This is a genomic window from Chloroherpetonaceae bacterium (assembly GCA_033763895.1).
Classification (GTDB): Bacteria; Bacteroidota; Chlorobiia; order Chlorobiales; family Thermochlorobacteraceae; genus JANRJQ01.
Map to the genome: position 1 here is coordinate 72600 of JANRJQ010000003.1, position 23522 is coordinate 96121.

Annotated in this window: 13 protein-coding genes; 5 read left to right on the plus strand and 8 right to left on the minus strand. The window is 39.4% G+C overall.

The features are described 5' to 3' along the window. Positions 1–35 precede the first annotated feature (35 nt). Together SFU91_00540 and ggt are read left to right on the plus strand one after the other, a co-directional pair. Positions 36–1121: a proline dehydrogenase family protein gene (locus tag SFU91_00540; protein MDX2127504.1), complete on the plus strand. Its 1086-nt coding sequence runs from the start codon at positions 36–38 to the stop codon at positions 1119–1121. Further along, entirely contained in the window at positions 1122–2864 is a 1743-nt protein-coding gene (gene ggt / locus SFU91_00545) for a gamma-glutamyltransferase (GenBank protein ID MDX2127505.1), read from the plus strand. Positions 2865–2944: 80 nt separating this feature from the next. Here the strand turns inward: ggt and SFU91_00550 are convergent, their stop codons facing one another. The 7 genes from SFU91_00550 to SFU91_00580 all read right to left on the minus strand — a co-directional run bounded on the left by SFU91_00550 (position 2945) and on the right by SFU91_00580 (position 17313). Further along, complete coding sequence (locus SFU91_00550; protein ID MDX2127506.1) at positions 2945–4822, minus strand: PAS domain S-box protein; 1878 nt, start codon at positions 4820–4822, stop codon at positions 2945–2947. A gap of 101 nt (positions 4823–4923) precedes the next feature. Further along, the gene (locus SFU91_00555) at positions 4924–7041 is read right to left on the minus strand and encodes a S9 family peptidase (GenBank protein MDX2127507.1); all 2118 of its coding nucleotides are present in this window, start codon (positions 7039–7041) and stop codon (positions 4924–4926) included. Between the two features lie 22 nt (positions 7042–7063). Continuing rightward, positions 7064–10447, minus strand: a complete 3384-nt coding sequence (locus tag SFU91_00560) for a two-component regulator propeller domain-containing protein (protein ID MDX2127508.1) — start codon at positions 10445–10447, stop codon at positions 7064–7066. Between the two features lie 310 nt (positions 10448–10757). Further along, complete coding sequence (gene guaB, locus SFU91_00565; GenBank protein ID MDX2127509.1) at positions 10758–12248, minus strand: IMP dehydrogenase; 1491 nt, start codon at positions 12246–12248, stop codon at positions 10758–10760. A 130-nt stretch (positions 12249–12378) separates the two neighbouring features. After that, positions 12379–15537 (minus strand): efflux RND transporter permease subunit, encoded by a 3159-nt coding sequence (locus SFU91_00570; protein MDX2127510.1) that lies wholly within the window; start codon positions 15535–15537, stop codon positions 12379–12381. A 17-nt stretch (positions 15538–15554) separates the two neighbouring features. Then, positions 15555–16619, minus strand: coding sequence for an efflux RND transporter periplasmic adaptor subunit (locus tag SFU91_00575; GenBank protein MDX2127511.1), 1065 nt, complete (start codon positions 16617–16619; stop codon positions 15555–15557). A gap of 40 nt (positions 16620–16659) precedes the next feature. Next, positions 16660–17313, minus strand: coding sequence for a TetR/AcrR family transcriptional regulator (locus SFU91_00580; GenBank protein ID MDX2127512.1), 654 nt, complete (start codon positions 17311–17313; stop codon positions 16660–16662). Between the two features lie 514 nt (positions 17314–17827). On the opposite strand from SFU91_00580, the gene ptsP reads away from it, so the two are divergent. Beyond that, a complete protein-coding gene (gene ptsP / locus SFU91_00585) occupies positions 17828–19600 on the plus strand; it encodes a phosphoenolpyruvate--protein phosphotransferase (protein MDX2127513.1) in 1773 nt (590 codons plus the stop codon). 85 nt (positions 19601–19685) lie between these two features. On the opposite strand, the gene proS is transcribed toward ptsP, so the two are convergent. After that, complete coding sequence (proS, locus tag SFU91_00590) at positions 19686–21134, minus strand: proline--tRNA ligase (GenBank protein MDX2127514.1); 1449 nt, start codon at positions 21132–21134, stop codon at positions 19686–19688. 132 nt (positions 21135–21266) lie between these two features. On the opposite strand from proS, the gene SFU91_00595 reads away from it, so the two are divergent. Together SFU91_00595 and SFU91_00600 are read left to right on the plus strand one after the other, a co-directional pair. Continuing rightward, positions 21267–22469 (plus strand): transglycosylase SLT domain-containing protein, encoded by a 1203-nt coding sequence (locus SFU91_00595; protein MDX2127515.1) that lies wholly within the window; start codon positions 21267–21269, stop codon positions 22467–22469. 2 nt (positions 22470–22471) lie between these two features. Beyond that, complete coding sequence (locus SFU91_00600; GenBank protein ID MDX2127516.1) at positions 22472–23476, plus strand: NHL repeat-containing protein; 1005 nt, start codon at positions 22472–22474, stop codon at positions 23474–23476. Positions 23477–23522: the final 46 nt, after the last annotated feature.

Genomic DNA, 23522 nt, shown 5'->3' on the forward strand with positions numbered 1-23522 from the left:
GCGATCTTCAATTTATTTCGCTACTCTTTCGGTTTATGAATAACCAACGCATTACCGATTTAGGAACTGCGATTACCGATTGGCTCATTCGAAAAAATCTCCCTTTTTCAGAATCCTTAATCAAATCAACTCTTTTTAGGCATTTCTGCGGCGGCGAAACACTCGAAGAATCAAAACAATGTATTGAAGAGCTAGCAGCTTTCGGAATCGATACCATTCTGGATTACAGCGTAGAGGGTGAAAATGATGAAGCGGCTTTTGAAGCAGCATGTCAGAAAATTGAAGAAACCATTGCGCTTTCAATTGAATCCGAAAATATTCCTTTTGCTGTTTTTAAAACGACTGGGATTGCGCGCTTTGAACTTCTTGAAAAAATCAGTGCGAATCAAACACTTTCGGAAGATGAGGTGAAAGCGTTAAATCGGGTAAAACAACGATTTACAAAACTCTGTCAAAAAGCCTTTGATTGCCGAGTGCCTGTGATGATCGATGCAGAAGAGAGTTGGATTCAAAAGGCAATTGACGACTTGGTGTATGAGGCGATGCAAAAATTTAACCGAGATAAAGCGGTTATTTATAATACCATTCAGCTTTACCGAAAGGATCGTTTGAGTTATTTGCAGCAACTTTTTGAAAAAACTAAAAATGACGGTCTATTTTTAGGCGTGAAACTTGTTCGTGGGGCTTATATGGAAAGGGAGCGTGAAAGAGCCGCTCAATTCGGGTATCCTTCGCCAATTCATGACACGAAAGAAGAAACGGATCTTGCGTTTGATGAAGCTTTGAGATTTGTAATGAATAATACCGATCGAATAAAAATCTGTTGCGGAACACATAACGAAAAAAGTAATCTACTTTTATCAGAACTCATTGAAAAGAGCAAGACGATTGAATTGAAGGATGAAATCTATTTTTCACAACTATATGGAATGGGAGATCATATCAGTTATAACTTGGCTAAAAGTGGATTTAAGGTTGCGAAGTACGTTCCTTATGGTCCGGTAAAATCAGTTCTACCTTATTTATTCCGGAGAGCAAAGGAAAATACGGCGATGGCAGGGCATGTCAGTCGGGAGCTGCACTTGATTCTTTCAGAAGAAAAGAGAAGAAAGGAAATTTAAATGAATCGTATTTCAACTAGTGTGTGGGTTGGTTTGATTTTCTCCATTTTCATTCTCTATACAATCTCAATTTCGTTTGTTCCCGGATATTCCTCAAATGCTGCTCCTATTTCGCGAACATCAATGATGTCACAACCGACCTATTCAAAAAATGGAATGGTTGTTTCTTCACACCCAATCGCCTCGAAAGTAGGGGTTGAAATTTTGCAGAAAGGTGGAAATGCGATTGATGCAGCGGTTGCGACTGAGTTTGCGCTTGCAGTGGTATTTCCAAGCGCTGGGAACATTGGCGGAGGCGGGTTTTTATTGGTGAGGCAGAAGAATGGGGAAGTCGCGGCGTTGGATTATCGTGAAAAGGCTCCTATTCGTGCAACCCGTGATATGTTTCTAGATAGTTTAGGAAATGTAAATATTGAAAATGCAAGATTTGGGGCGCTTTCGGTTGGTGTGCCCGGAACAGTTGCCGGTATGGTCGAATTGAACCGAAGATACGGAAAACTTCCTTTCGCGAAACTCTTACAACCGGCAATTGAACTTGCTGAAAAGGGATTTGTGCTTTCTTATGAAGATGCTGATCTCCTGAATCGGCATTTAGTTCGATTTTCAAAGTATGCCTCGACACGAGAGTACTTTGTTCGATCGAAGCCGTGGGAAATGGGCGATCTTCTTGTCCAAAAAGATTTAGCACAAACGCTGAAATTGATTGCAAAAAAAGGGAGAGATGGATTTTATAAGGGACGTGTTGCTGATTTGATCGTGGAAGAAATGAAACGAAGTAATGGCATCATTTCTCATCTCGATTTAGAACAGTATCAGCCACAGTGGCGAATTCCCCTAAAATCAAATTATCGTGGATTTACTGTGTATGCAATGCCCCCGCCAAGTTCCGGAGGTGTTATCTTACTTTCTCTCTTAAAAATGATTGAGCCATACCCGATCAAAGAATATGGATACAATAGTTCAAAGTCGATTCATCTTTTTTCCGAGGCAATGAAACGCGTTTATGCAGATCGTGCAGAATATTTAGGAGATCCTGACTTTGTTCAAGTTCCGATTGATGCACTGCTTAACCCAAAGTATTTGTTGAAGAGGATGTCAACATATGATTCTACAAAAGCGTCACCTTCCGAAAATATCAAATATGGAAAGATTGAAAGCGAACCCACAGAAACAACGCATTATTCAGTAATTGATTCTGAGGGAAATGCAGTTTCTGCGACTACAACTCTCAATGGATCTTTTGGCTCAAATTTAGTAGTCGGAGGGGCAGGCTTCTTCTTAAATAATGAAATGGATGATTTTAGTGCTAAAGCTGGTGCGCCAAATCTATATCAAGTGGTTGGATCGTCTGCCAATGCGATCGCTCCCGAAAAGAGAATGCTGAGTTCTATGACACCGACGATTATCACCCAAGGTGATTCCCTTTTCTTAATTGTTGGAACAAGAGGTGGATCAAGAATTCCAACACAGGTATTTCAATCGATAATCAATGTCATTGATTTTGAAATGAACATTCAAGATGCGGTTTCTTTTCCGCGATTTCATCATCAATGGCAACCAGATTTGATCTTTTATGAACCCAACGGTCTCTCGAATGATGTTATTGATCAATTAATAAAGATGGGCTGGAAGTTACAGTCATCCTCGCCTTGGGGAAGTATAAATGCGATTCAGCTGACAAAAGAAGGTTTGAAAGCCGGTGGTGCAGATTCACGTTTTCAAAACAAAGCCTTTGGCTACTAAATCAACGTTCGAAAAAAAAGAATTTGTGCAAGAGATTGATATCTATTGATCAATCATCGATTCCAAGTTATTCTTTAGCTTTAAACAATCTCGGGGAAATAAATGGAGACTGTAGTACCTTTTCCTTCTTCGGAATCAACCTCAATACCCCCTTTATGATTTTTAACAATCCCATATACAACAGACAAGCCCAGTCCTGAACCTTTACCAATTGGCTTTGTTGTAAAAAAAGGATCAAAAACTTTAGATTTTAATTCTTTTGGAATACCTGTTCCGTTATCGGCGACTTTCAGAAAAACAACATATTCTTTGTTTCCATATTCAAGTGGATTACTGATTTCAGAAGTTTTTTTGATACCCGCTGAAATTTCGATAAAGCCCAAATGGCCGGAGTCTAACATTGGTTCCAGTATTTCCTTTGAATTATTTGTGAGGTTAAAGAGAATTTGTTCGATTTGATTTGAATCTGCAATGATTTCGGGAAGTGAGGGTTCAATCACTTTTTTGATGGTAATCCTTCGATCAATTGAATTTTGAAGGAGATGAATTGTTTTCTCAATGAGTTTTTCAAGTGATAACGGTTTTCTTACCAAATCTTGCTTCTGAGAAAAATTGAGTAACTGTTCTGTAAGGGCAGAAGCCTTTTTGGCAGCAGTTTGAATTCGGGTAACTTTTTTTAATAAAGTTGGGTTTTCACTTACATCCTGTTGAAGCAATTCGGCTGTTCCTCCAATTGCCATCAAAAGATTGTTGAAATCATGTGCAATTCCGCCGGTGAGCGTGCCAATAGACTCCATTTTTTGGGCATGAGCCAATTGCGATTCTAAATTTTTTTGATTTGAAATATCGGTTTCAACCCAGATTCGACCAATATTTTGTCCTGCTTGATTTCTGAGCAAACTACCAACGGCATAAAGATTGATCAAACGTCCTGAGCGATCTTTGGAGATGAATTCGCCTTCCCAATAGCCGGTTTCTTCAATGCTTGAAATAATTTCTTTGCTCTCAGAAGATGAAAATTGGGGAGCAATTCCAAGTTCTTGTGATGTTTTCCCAATGGCTTCTATTGCACTCCAACCATAAAGTTTCTCAGCATAAGAGTTCCAATAAATGATTGTCCCGTTTGAATTCAAGACAATAATGGCATTTCGAACCTGCTTCAGTATTGAATCTTGCAGCCTTAATTTTGATTCCGACTTAATTTTCTCGCTGATATCAATCAAGCTAAAGAATATCGCATGAGGTTTTGACTGTTCATCATAAATGGGGATGTAATTGATACCGAACCACCGCTGCTGTCCGGAACTTAATTCAATCATTCGATCAACTTTGAATTGCTTCCCACCAAGGCATTTTTGCAAATTATGTTTGATTCCAAGGTATAAATCGGGTGGTACCAAGTCTTTTACTTTTGCACCTACGGAGAGTTCTTTGTGATAGATAAATTTCAGGGTATCGAAAGCCATTCGATTAAAGAAAAGTATTGATTCATCTTGATCAATCATAACAATGGCTTGTGTGCTTGCATCTAATAAAGCGCGAGCGTTGGTTTCCGAAAAGCGAAGTTCATCAACGGTCTTTTTAAGATGTGAGATGTCTTCAACCATCCCCAAAACAAAAGCTTTATCTGCTTCAAAAATTCTTGTAGCGGTAACTTTTACCCAGATGTGACTTTCATCGGCACGGATATATCTTTTTTCAAAAATATAGTGCGAATCCTCTTTACTGATTTTGATTTTCGCCAGCTCTAATTCTCTAAGGTTATCTTCGGGGTGACTTATAGAGTCGATGGTTTTATGTCGCAATTCTTCAAGCGAATATCCAAGCATTTCACAAAATCGCTCATTTGCATATTCGATGATTGATCCTTTACTTACGAGAACATATCCAAGTGGAACACGTTCAAAGATTTGCTTGAAAAGCGGATAATTGAAAAACAAAGGATGTTCAAAATTCACGAGAATTGTTGTTTAAGGTTGGGATAAATTTAATGAATAAATCAGGCATGAAATATAAAAAGCGGCTTTAGCCGCTTTTTATATTATTGTTAAATCAAGGGTTACTTCTTGATTCCTAACTGACTCATCATATAGCCATATTCAAAAGCGAACTCTTTAATGCGATCAAATCTGCCGGAAGAGCCCCCGTGACCTGCGCCCATATTTGTTTTCAAGAGGAGTGGTTCGTCGCCAGCTTTGAACGCCCGCATTTTGGCTGCATATTTTGCAGGCTCCCAATACATCACTTGACTATCATTCAAAGAAGTTGTGATAAGGATTGAAGGATACTTTTTTCGTTCGATGTTGCTGTATGGGCAATACGATTTCATATAAGTAAATGCCTCTTTCTCGTTTGGGTTTCCCCATTCAATATATTCGCCCGTCGTTAGAGGTAAAGAGGCATCCAGCATTGTATTAATCACATCTACAAATGGGACGGCAAGATGGGCAACTTTGCAAATATCAGGGCGGAGATTAAGTACCGCGCCGATTAATAGTCCTCCCGCGCTTCCTCCTTCGATTGCAATTTGTTTGTAATCTGAATATTTATTCTTGACCAAATAATCTGCACAATCAATAAAATCTGTAAAGGTGTTTTTCTTGTTCATCATTTTGCCATTATCATGCCACTCTTCGCCCATTTCGCCGCCGCCGCGAATATGGGCTAAAGCGTATATCACCCCGCGTTGTAACAAAGATAGTCTTGAGATGCTGAAGGTTGAACTCATTGAAATTCCATAAGAGCCATAACCGTAAAGGAGAAGCGGCGCCGTGCCGTTGCGTTTAGTTCCTTTTTTATACACGATTGAAATTGGAATTTGTGTTCCGTCTAGGGCTGTCGCAAAAACTCTTTCAGAGGTGTAAAGTGAAGCGTCGTAACCACCAACAACTTCTTGTTGTTTTAACATCGTGCGTTCACGACTATCCATATTGTAATCATAAATCGAATTTGGGGTTACAAACGATTGATAACTAAAGCGAAGTAGGTTCGTTTTGTATTCCGGCGTGGGAGTCATATACGCACTGTAAGTCGGTTCAGGAAACGTAATGCTATGCTTTTCCATAGAAGTGAAGTTTAGGACTTCAATTTCTTGGAGGCCATTTTTACGCTCACTGACCGATAAGAAATTTTCGAAGAGGGCAAATGATTCAATTTTTACCTCAGGTCGATGAGGAATAACTTCTACCCAATTTTTTTCTTCAGGTGAGTCGAACGGAGCGGAGACAATCTTAAAGTTTTTGGCATTTTTATTGGTTCGGAGATAAAACAATCCATTACGATGGTCAACAGTGTATTCGTGTTTTGTTTGACGAGGAATAACAACTTTGAATTCCTCGAAAGGTTTAGAGGATTGAAGATATCTGAATTCAGAAGTTTCTGAACTAAAGCAATAAATAAAGATAAACTGCTTATCCCTTGAATTTCCAACTCCGCTTTGAAAGAGCTCGTCCCTCTCTTCATAAAGTTTTTTGGGTGAATGATTTAAGAGAGAACTTTGATAAACAAGATCACTACGTTTCGTAACAGCGTCTTCGGTTGAATAGAAAAAGGTTGCATTGTCACTCGCCCAAGCAACCGATGTCACTCGCTCGATTGAAATTGGAAGAGTTTCTCCGGTTTTAAGGTTCTTAAATTGAAGCAAATATTGGCGGAAGCCGGTTGTATCAAGAGAATAAGCCAACATTTCGCCATTTGGGCTTACTTCATAGTCGCCTAATGAAATAAATTTTAATCCTTCACCCAATACATTTAAATCGAGAATAACTTCCTCTTTTCCTTCTGGTAAAAGTGACTTCCTGCAATAAATACCATATTGCTTTCCTTCTTCAAAGCGGGTGTAATAGGAATAATTCCCGTTTTGATATGGAACGCTCATATCCTTTTCTTTGATTCTCCCTTTGATTTCTGAATAAAGGCTATCAACAAATGGCTTGATTTCAGAAGTCATTGAATCGGTATAAGCATTTTCTGCTTCGAGGTAAGCGATGACTTCAGGGTTTGATTTTTCACGAAGCCAGAAGTAATCGTCGACAAGTATTTCGTTGTGAATCGTATCAACTTTAGGTTTTTTTGAGGCGATTGGAGGTGTTGGTTGCTTTTTCACTGTATCAGAGCAACTGGTTAGAGTCGTAAAAATGAGCATTATGATTAAGTATTGGATAAGATTACGCATCATTGAAAAGATTTATGAATTCAGTTTAGCCGATTGCCGGAGTTTGGATTGATGGAAGTTCTAGAGTAAAAGTACAGCCTTTTTCTTTACCGGGTGAACTTACAAAAATCTTTCCGTTATGTAAATCAACAAGTTTTTTAACAATTGATAAGCCCAGTCCTGATGATGTTTCCCCGCCGGTTGGTCTTGCAGAAAGCCGTTGAAACCTACCAAAGATTCTCTTTAAGTCGGTTTCACTCATACCCAAACCTTCGTCTCGAACTGTAAAGACAAGGACTTCAATCATGACTTCTTTCGTATTGACTTCCGGTCTTGTAAGTACAATTGAAGATGAGAAGGGATTGAGAAAACGTTGCAATTTTGATTCATTTGATTTTGATGAGGCGTCAATTAAAAATGAATGCGGCCGTGTATCACGCTTTAGTTCAATCCAAATTCTCTTTCCATTAGGTGAAAATTTGATCGCGTTGCTGATGATGTTTTCTATGATTTGATCGAATCTGCGTTCATCAATTATTGCATAGCAATTGGGCTCAATATTGCAAATCAGAGTTTGGTTTTTCTTTTCTGAAGACTGCCGCTGAAGTTTGACGGTTTGCTCGATAACTTTTGAAATATTGTACGCAAGAAAATTCAACTTAAGAGAAGAGGAATCAAGTTGTACCGTTTCCAATAGATCGGAAATAAGGCTAAACATTCGTTGTGAAGCTTTTGAGATGTATTCAGAAAGTTCTGCCACATTACTCTCTTTCGGAACATCTTCTTTAATCAGCGTTGCGAATCCTTGAATGGTTTGAAGCGGGTTTCGAAGGTCGTGCGCTGCCAGCCCAAGGAGTTCGGTTTTAAATCGATTGGCTTCTTCTGCAAGTTCCTTTTGTTCATTCATTTCTCGAAGCGCAGTCGCCAATTCTTGAGTTCTTTCTTTCACCAATTGCTCCAAGCGATCGGCGCGCTTTCGCTCTCTAATTACACGGTACGAATAAAAACCTACTGAAGAAAAAACGATGAAGATACCTACAAGAGTAATAAACCATCGAGAAAGGTAAAAAGGTGGAATGACTTCAATGCGTATAGCACGTTCATTGGCGTAGCTCCAAATGCCATCACTGTTCGTTCCAACAACGCGAAGCACATGTGTTCCGGGGTTTAACTTGGCAAAAGTGATAGTGCGATTTGTACCTACTTCATTCCATTCTTTTGACTTATCAAACTTATAACGAAATCGATTCTTGACGGGTGCTTGAAAATCGAGAGAAGAAAATTCGAGAGTTAAAGGGTCATCGATATATGAAATTTGGATTGAACTATCACTAAGTCGATTCAGGTTAATCGAATTCATCCCTTGCCGTATATCCGTAATGACAAGCTTTGGGGAATACGGATTCTTCTTGATTTGGGAAGGATAAAACGAATGAAGCCCATTAACGCCACCAAAAAATAACTCATGATCTTTTGATTGAAAGAATGACTTTCGGTTGAATTCCATTGAAAGTAATCCATCATCGGTTGTGTAATATTCAAAACTTCTTGTCCTTGGATTGAACGAGCAAATTCCGGCATCGCTGCTTATCCACCAATTTCCGTTTTCATCATCCAATGCCCCATAACAATTATTATGAGGAAGGCCTTGTTCTTTAGAAATTACTTCAATCACTTTAAGAGAAGTGGTACAGACTAAAATTCCTTTTCCTTTTGTGACTATTCTTAAAGTGGTATCGGTTAGAGAGGTAATTTGTGAGATGAGTAAATTCGGGGTTTGAAAGGCATTTAATAAAAGTGAATCCAAAGAACGAAAGACTTTGGTTTCGGGGTGATAAGCAAATCCGCTGTTAGTGGCTCCAAACCATAGCGTGCCATCTTTTGTTTCAAAAATGTCTTGAATTGCATTGTGATAATTTTGCAATTCAAATGATAAAAAATTTGTTTCTACATATTTTTTTCGATCAGGGGTTAAGTAACAAATGGGACTAGAGCCAAGCCACAATCGCTGTTTTGAATCTTCAAAAATCGTGTTTATCTGATGAAATGATTGAACAATTGGGAATTTGTCGAAACGGTTCGCTTTTCGATTAAACTTGTATAAGTAAAATTTACCAACACCGCCAGCCCAAATGTCACCTTTTTTATCTTCTAAAATTGCCCAACTTCCAATTTGATTTGGTATTGAATAGCGCTGAATATCTTTTCTATTCGGCGATATTCTATGAATGCTTCCAAATTGAGTGCAAATCCAAATGAAATTTTCCCGATCTTTAATGACCCCTCGCATAAAGGCATTATCTACTGAAAGCGGATCAAGATATTGTGACGAGTATGATGCAAATTTATTTTGATATGGCGCAAAATAATTGACACCACTCGTAAACGATCCAATCCAAAATACCCCAGATCGATCTTCAAAAAGACACGAAATAAAGTTATCGTGTAAAGTATTGCGGGAATTTGCGTTTCGGGCGTAAGTCCACTTTTTTTGTGCATCAGAATCATAAATATAAAACCCGCTTGACATGTCCTTATTTACAATTGCAACAGCAATGTGATTTGACTTCATCGAGACAATATCATAGCATTCAGAAAATTTGAAGGTGTCAATATTTGAAACGGTGATTGGAATATTTTCAGAAGCGACTAAGGGATTTGTGCATTTTCCCAAAAAGATTGAACCTAAATTTTTTGAGGAAAGGAAGGGTGTTACAAAGTCACTTTCGCTGAATGCATCATTGCTATAACTAAACCAAAGAGAACCATCAGTATGAAAATGAATATTTTCTATCCATCGAAAACCCTTGTTCATTGAAACGGGCTTGAATGATTCTTTGTATGGCTCAAAAATGTATAATCCGCCAAAACCGTGAGACAACCATAAATTTCCGGCTTTATCAAAAGCGATGTTCCGCCCATCATACTCATCAATCATGTTTAATGGGGAATTCCAAAATTTATACGGAATTTGGGGTAATGAAAAAGCTGAAACCGCTAAAGTCTTTGTCGAAATTTTATAAAGTTGATGCGCTGTAAGTACCCAAATATGATTGGTATCAATACTTGTAATGGAAAGAATTTGGCTAAATCGGGGGAGATGCGATACCTTTTCAAAGGGTAGCTTGATTCGTAAAAATTGTTCTTTTCTATCCAAGTATAGATTAAGTCCATTTCTTGTTCCTACCCAAAATCGATTTGACTGATCAACATAAAGCGAACTGATATCTGAATCAGAAAGGGATGTCGAATCATTCGGAAGATTGATAAAAACCTTAAAACGATAGCCATCATAACGATTAAGACCATCTCCGGTAGCAATCCAAATAAATCCGGTGCCATCTTGAATAATTTTATTTACACCTGAATTCGAAAGCCCATCAGCCGAAGTAAGAGAAGAAAAGTCAGCATTTTCCGGAATTGGAGGCAATTGAGCAAATAGCGAGTTAAAAAAAATGAGAGAAAAAAATGTGAATAGAATGATCAATTTGGAATACCATACTGAACCCCGAGGTCGAATGATTTTTGGGATCAAATGCATCAAGGAGAAGTAAGTTTCCATTCGAGTTACAAGAAGTTAAAAAAGACAATGGGTTTCACCCCAAATACGCCAATAAATAAGATTAAAAGGATTTTTTGAATTTGAAAGCTGGTATTATTCAATTCAGAATTCTTACAAGATAAATCCCAAATCATTGACAAAACTCGAAGGAAACTTTGATCTCTGCTCCTTCAAGCGCTTACTTTGAAAATGAATAATTTGGTGCCTCTTTGGTAATAAGAATATCATGCGGGTGAGATTCTCGAAGTCCGGCATTGGTTATTCTTACAAATTTGGTTTCTTTTCGTAACGCTTCAATCGTAGAAACGCCGCAATACCCCATTGCGGAGCGAAGCCCACCTAAAAGTTGATAAACCACTTCACTTAGAGCGCCCTTAAAAGGCACTCGTCCTTCAATTCCTTCTGGGACAAACTTTTTAACCTCATCTTCTGCATCTTGAAAATAGCGGTCGCTGCTTCCTTCAACTTCTGTCATTGCACCGAGGCTGCCCATTCCTCGATATGTTTTATATTTTCTTCCTTCATAGAGAATCGTTTCTCCGGGGCTTTCTTCAACGCCGGCAAAAAGAGAACCAATCATGACGCTATCTGCTCCGGCAGCAATTGCTTTCGCTAAATCACCTGAAAATTTTATTCCACCATCAGCAATTATGGGGGTGTTTGTTTTTGATGCTTCCTCTGCGCAGGTTAGAATCGCTGAGAGTTGCGGCACACCAACACCGGCAACAATTCTTGTGGTACAGATACTTCCCGGCCCGATTCCGACCTTCACCGCATCAGCACCCACCGAAATCAAATCACGCGTTGCTTCAGCCGTCCCGGCATTTCCGGCAATGAGGGGTAACGAAGGATAATTTTTGCGAATGGTTTCAACCATTTTTAGAACCATTTCACTATGGCCGTGAGCCGTATCAACAACCACGGCATCAACTCCTGCACTGACCAAGGCATCGACACGCTTTAACGTGTTAGGGCGAATTCCAACTGCCGCCGCAACCCGAAGTCTTCCCATTTCATCTTTACATGCGTTTGGATGGCGCTTTTTCTTTTGGATATCCTTAAAAGTGATTAGACCTTTTAAGTTGCCTTCTTTATCAACGATCAAAAGCTTTTCGATTTTGTGGTTTTGAAGGATCTCTTCTGCCTTTTCAAGTGTCGTTCCAACTTCGGCTGTAATGAGATTTTCTTTGGTCATGATGTTGGAAATCTTCTGATGAAAATCAGGCTTGAAGCGAAGATCGCGGTTTGTAATTATACCACGAAGCTTTTTTGCTTGTATTCCTTCCGCAGGTTCATTGACAATGGGGATTCCAGAGATAGAGTATTTCGCCATTAATTCAAGTGCATCTTTAACTGTCGCGCTTTCGGTAAGCGTAATCGGATCTTTAATCATCCCGCTTTCTGAGCGCTTTACCCGATCGACCTCTGAAGCTTGTTTTTCTATCGTTAGGTTCTTATGGACGACACTTATGCCTCCCTCGCGAGCTAAGGCAATTGCCATATCAGATTCAGACACTGTATCCATTGCCGCTGAAACCAACGGAGCTTGTAAACGGATCGAATTTGTAAATCGTGTGGAAAGGTTTGAGTCTCTTGGTAGTACATTGGAACGAGCAGGAACTAACAAAACATCGTCAAAGGTGAGAGCTTCAAATAGAATTTTAGACATGAGAATGTGAAATATGTGTTTGAAATTTTATTAGCGGGTAAACTTAAAAATACGAATAAGGAAGGGCAGCGCAAACAATTACTGAAATAACAAAAGAGCCAACTTGTCGTTGGCTCTTTATAGAAGTTCTTTAATCTGCATTTACAGGGCTAGGCTCTGAACCCGAAATCGCAGAAGGCTTTTTGCGTAAAAACGGGAGTTCTTCCAGCCTGAGTTTCAATCGGTCGAAGGTTTGATACACAATCGGAACCAAAAGTAAGGTCAATAACATTGAACTTGTCAGACCTCCAATGAGTACCCAAGCCAAACCCGTTTTCCACTCCGAGCCTGCGGAGGTTGATAAAGCGATAGGCATCATACCAAAAATCATCGTGAGGGTTGTCATCAAAATTGGGCGAAGTCTTTCGCGACCTGCTTCTAAGAGCGCATCACGAGTATTCATCCCTTCCTCCTTAAGTTTATTGGTAAAGTCCACCAAGAGAATGGCATTTTTAGCAACTAAACCAATGAGCATTATCATGCCGAGCATTGAAAAGATACTCAAGGTTTTTGCAGCGAGCCCTAATCCAAACATTGCACCGATTCCAGCAAGTGGAATTGAGAAGAGAACCACAAAAGGATAAAGATAAGAATTATAAAGGGCAACCATAATAAGGTACACAAATGTAATTCCAGCGAGCATTGCAAGTCCAAGACTGCCAAAAGAATCCCCTTGGTTTTTCAATTGACCCTGTGGTGCAATGGTAACGCCTGCTGGTATTGAAGTGGTCTTTAACTTTCCTTGTACTTCCTGCCAAATGCTTCCACTTGCACGACCTGCGACTTGCGAGAGCACGGTTACGGCGGTATTTCGATCCCGTCGTTGAAGTTTTGTTGGCCCCGTGGTTTGATAAATATTTGCAAACTGTTTGAGTTCAATAATTTGACCCTTTGGATTCACAAAAGTAAGAGAACCAATAAAGTCTGTATTCGAACGGTCAAATTCATCCAATTGAACTCGAATATCATATTCGGTTTCGCCATCACGATATTTTGCATCTTCATCACCACTAAGTAAAACGCGAAGTGAGCCTCCTACATCAGCGATGGATAGACCAAATTGTGACATCTTATTTCGATCAATTTCTATCCTTGTTTCTGGTTTTCCATCTTCCGAAGAAAGACGAACATCGGTTGTACCTTTGGTTTGTTTAATTACTTCTTTGAGAACTTCTGCTCCAACTCTAACACTATCCCTATTCGTGCCACTTACAACCAATTGAATTGGGGTTTCATCAGCTGAGCCGAAAATTCCTATAGTATTGATTCGAATTTTAGCCCCGGGGATGTTTTTCGTTTGAGTTTTAATATAAAGACCAACATCGGAAGTTGATCTCATGCCCTTTGCTTCTCTTTCAGCTTTGGGTAAAAGTGAAACATTAATATCGGCGATATTACTTGATGAGAAGTTCAAAAAACCATCGGCTGAAGCACCAACATTGGCAGAGACTTTCACAACTTCAGGAATATCGCGAATCATTGTCTCTACTTGTTGAGAAATCAGATTTGTTTCTTCTAATGAAGTCGATGGCGGTAATTCTATCCCTACTGAAAATTCTCCCCGATCAGATTGAGTGATAAATTCAAATCCCACATACCCAAGTGGCATCAATGAACATGAGGCAAAAAGCAATAGTATTGAACTTGTACCAATCACCCAACCTCGTTTAAGACTCCAAGCCAATAACTCTTTATAGAAGTCAGCAATTTTCGAATAAATATTTTCAAAAAAGGCACCGAAAGTTCCCAATAAAGTCCCGTTTCCGATTGGTTCAAATTTTGAAATCCGCGACGCTAAAACAGGAGTTATCGTAAACGAAACAAGAAGACTGAAAAGGGTAGAGACCACAATCACAATAGCAAATTGACGCATAATATTCCCGATAATTCCGCCACTAAAGGCAAGAGGGAGAAAGACCACGACATCAACAAGCGTTATCGATAGTGCCGTAAATCCGATTTCTTCTCTGCCCTTCAAAGCAGCCGTGCGTTTGTCATCTCCCATTTCAAGATGACGGTAAATATTTTCAAGCACCACAATCGAATCGTCAACCCAAATTCCAACGGCCAACGAGAGTGCCAAGAGCGTCATCAAATTCAAAGTGAAGCCCATAAAGTACATGACGGTAAATGTAGAAATGAGCGATGCGGGAATTGCAACCATCACGATAAAAGAATTGCGAATGCTATGAAGAAATACAAGCATTACAAGTGCAACCAAAAGAACGGCGATCATTAAATCGTGCTTAACGGCATCGGCAGCATCAACTGTGAATAGAGAGTTGTCTTGGGCAATATCAAATTTTAGTCCCTTTTCAGCGTGCAGTGATTCAAGTTCTGCAATTTTTTTCTTTGCTAGCTTTGAAACCTCAACGGTATTGGCTTCAGAGCCCTTTGAAATAAACATTCCTATTGAGGTCTTGCCGTTGATTCGATTGATATTTTTATATTCCTTTTGCCCATCGCGAATTTCAGCGATATCGTTTAAGCGAACATCACCACCTTGCTTTGAGCGAGCAACAATGAGTTCGCGAAGTTCTTCAATGGAAGCAAACTTCCCTGCCAAACGAACCACAAATTGGCCATCGGTATCTTTTATTCTTCCCGTTGGAAAATCAAGATTCGAATTTTTGATGGCTTGTGTAACTTGTAGAATTGAAATTCCATAAGAACGAAGCTTCGCCGCGTCCACATTAACTTTTATCTCTCGTTCATCGCCACCAAGAAGGGTAATTTGAGCCACTCCAGCGACGCGCGCGAGTTCGGGCTTGACATAGTCTTTTACAAATTGATAAAACTCCCGTGGAGCCATATTTCCTGTCACTCCGGCACGAATAACAGGAACTTCATCAAGAGCGAATTTTGAGAGTATCGGTGGTTTTGAATCTTTTGGAAGCAAGGCAACAATTTCATTCACCTTTCGCTGCGCGTCTTGCAAGGCAACGTCAATTTTTGCCGCTTGATCAAATTCGACGGTCACAACAGAATTCCCTTCGCTTGAGGTTGAGGTTATAGTTACAACTTTATCCAAACCGGAAACAGCATCTTCGATGTATTTGGTAATCCCTGTTTCAACTTCATTCGGAGAAGCCCCGGAGTAACTCGTTGTAATAATGACAACCGGTGGAGAAATTTTTGGCAGGAGTTCATAACTCAGTTGTGTGTAACTAAACGCTCCGAGAAGACCCAACACCGCAAAAAGAACGACAACAAGGGTCGGGCGTTTGATAAATAAACCTGTAAATGACATATTTTTTTGGGTTAAGTTTATTTTGAAATCGCAACAACTGAATAACCTTCGCGCAAATTATTTTGACCTGATACGACAACGGTCTCGCCTTCTTTTAATCCGCTGAGTACTTCTAAATTTTTACCCGATTCTCTTCCAACAACAATAGAACGGAGCTTTGCTATATTTTCTTCAACCACAAAGACTTGAGGATTCTTAACACTACCAATCAGGGCTTCTCTTGGAACCATTAAAGCATCCCGATTTTTGAGGGATTCAAAATTTACTTTCGCGAACATCCCTGCTTTTAAAGGGTAATTTCTATCGCGATTTTCAATCATAATCTCAACCGGAAAAGTATGTGCTTCATCGCCTTTTGCACTGATGCTTTGAATGCGTCCTTCAAACTGCTTACCCGGAAATACATCAAGATCGATTGTAACTTTATCACCCTCTTTTAACTTGAATACATCAGATTCAGTTACTAATACCTTTACCTTTAAGCGTGAGATATCAACGACATTCCCTATCAGCATACCTTGGCTGATATAGGCGCCGACATCAACTTTTCGTTCTGTTAAATATCCTGATATCGGTGTGGTGATTTTCGTATCAGAGTACGCCCTTTTTGCAATGATATATTGAGACTCCGCTGATTGCGTGGCATAGCGAAACTGCTCAATTTGAGCAACAGAAATGGCATTCTGTCGAAAGAGTTCCTCGTATCGATCTAAATCTTTTTTTGACTTTTCGTAACTCACGCGAGCAGTCTCATAATTGGCTTTTTTAACTTCATCATCCACTTGGATGACCACAGACCCAGAGTTACGGAAGTCTCCAACTTTGGCAAATACAGCCGTGACTCGTCCCTGAGTTTCTGAAATCAGCGGGACATCGTTATTGGCGATTGTTGTCCCAACAATTGAAAGCGCCTCTGTAAAAGAGCTTCTTTGAATTTGACCTGTTGAGACCGTGATGGCGCGTTCGGTTTCTTGACTTGCCTCCGCTTTTGCTTCACTAATTGATTTATTGTGTTGAAGGGTATAGATTATTGCTGCTATGAGTACAGCAATCGCGCCAAATGCAATGAGTTTGTTTCGCATAAATGAGTTTGATTTGAAATTGTTCGATAAAAGTTCTATATCATTTGTTTGTCTCCATCTTGTTGCTCATGCCGTCAAGCAGCATGTTGGCAACCTCTGTGACAAAAGTTTCAGGGGGTAAATCAAGAGTCATATCTAATTTTGAACACTTTTCGACAGACATAATGACGGCCCCTAATGTGGCCGCCCAAAGCATTAACATTAAGTCTTTGCTTGATACATCAGAACGGAGCAAACCCTTCGCTTGTGCTTCAAGAATTAAATTTTCAATCGTTGAGATGGAGGCTCGGCGCATTTCACGAAACTGTTGAAGTTTTTCTGCATCAACTTTGCTTTCCATTGCCCCCATATCCATCATCATAAAAATTCGCCAATAATCGCGGTGTTTATCAGTAAAATGAAAATAGGCGCGAGCCGTAGCTTTGAGTTTATCGAGTACATCAACTTCAGAGTCTATTGCAGATTTCATCATTTCATTCAGTAACTGAGTCCCTTCCTCAACCAACGAAATGTAAAGCTCGTCTTTACTCTTGAAATAAAGGTAGAGTGTCCCTTTGGCTAAAGTGGCGGTTTCAGCAACCTTTTCCATTGATGTGTGCTCAAATCCCAATCGAAAAAAAACTTCTCTTGCAGCATTGAGGATTTCCTTCCGACGCTCAGCCTTTTCTTTCTCTTTACGTTCTGTGATATTCATTGATAAATAATCTGTCCTTTAATGACCTGTATCAAATGTTTAGTGACCTGAAAATAAATGACGGTGAGTCAGTTACTGACTTTCGGTCATTTTACTATTTTGTATAACGAAAGTTTCAATCGAAAAAGTTTTTGATATTGGCGATCTTTTGACTCTTGGAGCTTAATGAAGTGAGAATTAAAGGAAATCGCGATATATTCTTTATCTTCTCAAGTCAGAAAATGATTCGAATGAAGGGAGAATGATTCTTCGGCTATAGGATAATTAAATATCTAGTAAATTTTTCAGTTGAAGTTGGAATGGTGAAAGATCCTAAGCTTAAAATGAGTGAAAAATCTTTGCCAATAGCGGGATCAAGACTTTGTTAGATTTTCACAAACTGGGGTTTCGTTCATGAAATGATGAGGCTGAAGGAATGTTCAAAAAAATTAAAGTGTAAAATTGAATAAAAAGTCAAAAAATTTTGGGCAATGCCAAAAAGTTTTTTATTCTAAGTGAAGTCAAACGAATAGCGATGCCTGATTCACCTGAAAAAAAAGGATTCGATTTATCTGAAGAGATTACTTTGGTTGGAATTTCAGCTTCCAAAGGTATCGGAATTGGGCCACTCTATATTTACAATCGGGATAAATTCCAAGCCATTGATGTTGTTATTGAATCAAATGAGTGTGATTCTGAATTAGAAAGATTTGATTTGGCTATTAGCCGCTCAGCCGGAGAGTTGCAAAAAATTGCGGGGATCACTGAACAAAAGATCGGCACCTTGCATGCAGAGATTTTTACTTCCCAGATTCAGATGCTTCACGACCCCGAGTTCCACAAATATGTCCATTCAAAAGTCAAGCGAGAAAAGCGTTCAGTAGAAGGCGTTGTTAGTGAATTTATCAGTGACATTCAAAATAAACTCCTGCAATCGGATGAATTACTATTTCGCGAGCGAGTGGATGACTTTCAAGATTTAAAAGATCGGATTTTACGCAATCTGAGTGAAGGACAATTGATTTCGCGAATACCTGAAAATGTTGTTGTGTTTTCACATTCGCTCACTCCGGCCGATTTGATTCTTTTTAGCAGACAAAATTTTATTGGGTGTGCTGTTGATACCGGAGGTCAAACCTCTCATGCAGCATTAATATGCCAATCGCTCGCATTGCCAATGGTAGCCGGTCTTGTCAATGTAGCTGAAAAACTTCGTGAGAACGAGAAGAACCTCACGGCAATTATTGATGGAAACAGCGGCAAGTTTATCATTAATCCCAATAGCGAAACGCTTGCTCTTTATTTACGAAAGCAAAAAAGATTAGCAGCGAGTGCTTTAAGCTTAGTTGAATTGACAGAGCAAGAGGCACGAACAAAATGTGGAAAAAGGATTCAAGTTTTATCGAATATAGATTTTAAGGAGGAACTTCAACACATTGAGCGATACGGCGCTGATGGAGTTGGGCTTTACCGAAGCGAAAGCATGTTTATTGCAAAAGGAAAACCCCCTGCTGAAGAAGAACAGTTTGAGTATTACTCAGAACTCGCCGATGTTTTGAACCCAAAGCTACTTACACTTCGTCTGTTCGATGTTGGGGGTGATAAACTGATTTATTCATCGTATCGGGAAGAAAATCCAAACCTTGGGTGGCGAGGTGTTCGAGTATTGCTGGACGTACCTGAAATTTTGGAACAACAATTGAGGGCACTCTTGAGGGCAAATAAACACGGGAATATTCAGATTTTAGTGCCAATGGTTTCATCACTTGATGAAATTAGAAATGTGAAAAAGATACTCTCGAAAATAAAAGGAGAGTTAAGAAAGTTAAAGCAACTGCATGTTGAAGAAGTCAAAATTGGGGTTATGATTGAAATTCCAGCGGCGGTTGAAATTATCGAGGAAATTGTAAAAGAGGTAGATTTTATCAGTATTGGAACAAATGATTTAATTCAATATACACTTGCTGTTGACCGAGGAAATGAAATCGTTCATAATCTTTATAACAAATTTCATCCGGCGCTGATTCGCAAGCTTTCGAGAATTATTCGTGCAGCCTATAAACATAAGTGCCGTGTGAGCTTGTGCGGTGAAATGGCTTCCGATTCTTACGCTACGCCACTGCTGTTAGGGCTTGGATTAAGAGATTTTAGCGTTGTCAATTCCGCGATACCGGACTTGAAAAAAACAATTTCACAGGTTCGATTAAGTCAGGCGAAGGAACTGGCAAAGAAATGCTTGACGCTTGGAACTGTGTATGAAATCGAGCATTTAATTAAGCACTTTAAGCCGCTTCATGTTGGTGCATAGCGGTTAAAAGAAAAGGGAAGCGATTGGCTTCCCTTATTCATTTCTACTTGACTCGAATCTCCTATTGATAAATGCAAAACGAAAATTAGTAAGCCTTTGCGAAGATTACTTTTTCTTTCGCAGGCTTTTGTGAATAAACACAATGACCACTGGTTTGAGTCCCGAATTTCTCGATAAATGCAACATCGGTTGGTCTGCAGCGAATCGTAGCTTTTAATTCTTCTTTAATTTTTGCTTCGGTTTCTCGCGTTCCGTCCCAATAAGCAATTGCAAAACCGGTTTCTACTTGCGCTTTCAGCTCTTCAAAAGTCGATACTTCTTTCATCTTTTCATCGCGGAACTTTTCTGCGCGAGTGAAAAGGGAAGATTGAATGGTTTCGAGGAGTGTCTTTATTTCTGAACCGAAAAAATCTGATAGCGGCATTGGCATTTTTTCAGAAGTATCTCTTCTTGCAATAACACATTGATTTTTTTCAACATCTTTTGGACCGAGTTCAATTCTTATTGGAATGCCTTGAAGTTCATACTCTGCAAATTTCCATCCCGGGGTTTGTTGATCATTGTCATCAAGAAAAACACGAATTCCCTCTGCAAGCAGTTGTTTTTTTAGTTCTAAAGCTTTTTCAAGAACCATTGATTTTTGATCGCCTTTGATGATTGGAACAATTACAACTTCACGGGCTGCTAGTTTTGGCGGTAGCACCAGCCCTTTATCATCGCTGTGAGCCATAATCAACGCCCCGATTAGTCGAGTTGAAACCCCCCAACTTGTTGCATAAACATATTCCAAAACACCCTCTTTTGATTGGAACTTGCAATCAAAGGCCTTCGCAAAGTTTTGACCCAAGTAATGCGACGTTCCGGATTGAAGTGCTTTACCATCTTGCATCATCGCTTCAATACAGTAGGTATCTACAGCTCCGGCAAATTTTTCTGAATCTGTTTTTTTTCCAACAATCACCGGCAACGCCATATAAGATTCAACAAAATGGCGATAAACGTTAATCATCTTAAGAACCTCTTCTACCGCTTCATTTTCAGTTGCATGAGCCGTATGCCCTTCTTGCCAAAGAAATTCAGTGGTTCTTAAGAAAAGGCGAGTTCTCATTTCCCAACGAACCACATTCGCCCATTGGTTAATTAGTATGGGTAAATCGCGGTAAGATTGAACCCATTTTGCATAGGTTGACCAAATGATCGTTTCAGAGGTTGGACGCACATAAAGTTTTTCCTGCAATTCTTCTCCGCCACCGTGAGTTACGACGGCGCACTCGGGTGCGAAGCCTTCAATATGATCGGCTTCCTTTTTCATATAGCTTTCGGGAATAAACAATGGGAAGTAAGCATTTACATGTCCGGTTTCTTTGAACATCATATCCAAGGCGTATTGCATTTTTTCCCAGATGGCATAGCCATTAGGGCGAATAACCATACAGCCGCGAACATCAGAATAATCTGCTAACTTTGCCGAACGAACGACATCAATGTACCACTGCGCATAGTCAGCCGCGCGTGATGTAATTTTTTCTGCCACAGAAATAGGTTGTTTTTTTTGAAAAAAATTGTTTATCTCAATCTTAAAACCAATAGCCTTAAAAATACGATTAGTATTTGGCTTTCAATGAATCATCTTGATTTCTTCGTCTTTCATTTTCACATTTATCAAATGAAAAAAATCATCTTATCTGCTTCTGCACTATTAGGAATTATCGTTTCAATTTATTTTCTCTTGATTTCAATGAATCCGTTTTCGGTTAATGTTAACGATGAGCGGAAAGTCCACAATCATTCTGAAAATCAAGCAGTTTCTGAACATCAGTTGTCTTCTCAAATTGAAGCAAAAAGACAATACAGTGATAATGCCTTCGTTCAAGCAAATGTGATTTATAATTTCACTCGAAAAAAAATTGATTTTTGTGGAGAGGAGATCCCGTTTGAAATTCAGGATGTATTTGAGAGGTTCGAGAGGGATTTCTTATTGAATGTAAATGACCGGACTCAAATCACGATGTATCTTAAGCGTTCTGGAAGATTTTTCCCATACTTTGAAAAAAAATTAAAAGAAGCTGGGCTTCCAGATGATTTGAAATATTTGGTGGTTGCAGAAAGTAATCTTTTGGATATTCCTTCTCCTGCAGGCGCTGCGGGAATGTGGCACATTATGCCCGGAGTCGCAAGAGATTTAGGGCTAATTGTAAATGCTGAAATTGATGAACGGTATAACTTGGATAAATCAACCGAAGCTGCGTTTAAGTATCTAAAAGATGCGTATTCACGATTTGGAAGTTGGAGTTTAGCCGCTGCCTCTTACAATATGGGGGTTTATGGGGTAGCCGATGAATTACAATTTCAGTCTCAAAAAAGTTATTACGAACTTTTTCTTAATCGTGAAACTTCAAGATATGTTTTTAGAATTGCAGTCATTAAAGAGATCATGTCAAATGCCGAGCTTTATGGTTATCGAGGAATTATCATTTATCCTGAAATGAAATGGAGAGAACAAACAGTCAATGAAGCTATTCCGAATTTAGCCGTGTGGGCATTGGAAAATAAACTTCGTTATCGAGATTTGAAGATTTATAATCCGTGGATTCGAAGTCGTTCTCTTCCTTCTCCGGCCAAAGGAAGTTCTTGGGTACTTAAACTTCCGCTTCAAGAAACCTCGACCACGAATGATCAATATCTCTACACATCTGATCTTGAAAATCAAAACAACGCAAAAAAGGGTTTTCATGTTGTTCGAGAAGGTGAAACGCTAGAGAGTATTTCCAATCTTTGTGGGCTTTCTGCAGATGAACTTCGAAGGCTTAATAAACTCAAGCCTACCGACGTGATTAAGACAGGTCAAAAGTTGAAAATTTCACCCTAACAATGAAGAATAACTTTGGGATTTATTTTCTCCTTGCTTGCATCTTCACCCTGATGCAAAATAGCGTGCTTTTCAAACACGCAACCCAAAAAGAGAAATATCGGCCAGTTCAAACATTTTCAAACGCTCGGGCACTTGCTATAAGCATTTCGTTAGGTGAAATTTTTATCATTGATGAAGGGAATTCAACACTTGTAAAACTTTCAAAATCAGGAGAGTTTATTGCAAGTGTTGGAGGATTTGGAATAGACCGAGAGGCGTTGGATTCGCCGGTAGATTTAGTAACAGACGGGATGAATGTTTTCGTTGCAGATCGGGGAAATCAAAGAGTGGCACATTTCGACCGATATCTTAATTTTATCGCAACGCTGCAAAATGCGCCTACCCTTCAAGATAATTTCAGTAGCAGCGGTTCGCAGCAAACCCTTTGGCGACCAATCGGCGTAACACTTTCTCCACAAGGAGACTTATACATTTTAGATGAAGCACAAAGGCAAGTCATTCGAATAAACCCATTTACATTCAATACTCAAGAAAGAGGTCTCACGGCAATTCAGGCTTTCGGCAACTACAACTCCGGAATCGGTATTCTTCAAGACCCATTTCGAATACAGTGTTCCCAAACAGGAAAAGTTTTTGTCTCGGATGTGGTGAAGAGAAAAGTTTTGGTTTTTGATTTGTTCGGGAATTATGTCACTGAAATTGGAGACTCATTAAAGCTACAACCAAAATCGTTAGGCCTTGGTAGCGTCGCAGCCTTATCTGATGGCTCCGGCGACGAAAAGCTGCTTGTTTTATCCTCTTCAGGAATTCACATTTATTCAACAAATCAGGTTTACGGATTTCGTCAAGAAGGATTTATTTCGTCTTCTTCCTTAAGGGAACTGACAAATAGTGAAGAGGCAGAAGATGCATTAATTGCTTTTGATAAACTTTATCTACTTACCAAGAGGAGCCTTTACCTTATCCCGCTTGATCAACTTCCTCTTAATTTATCAGTTCGTTAAAAAAAGCGGGGTAGATCCCCGCTTTTTTCAAGAATAATTCATTTTG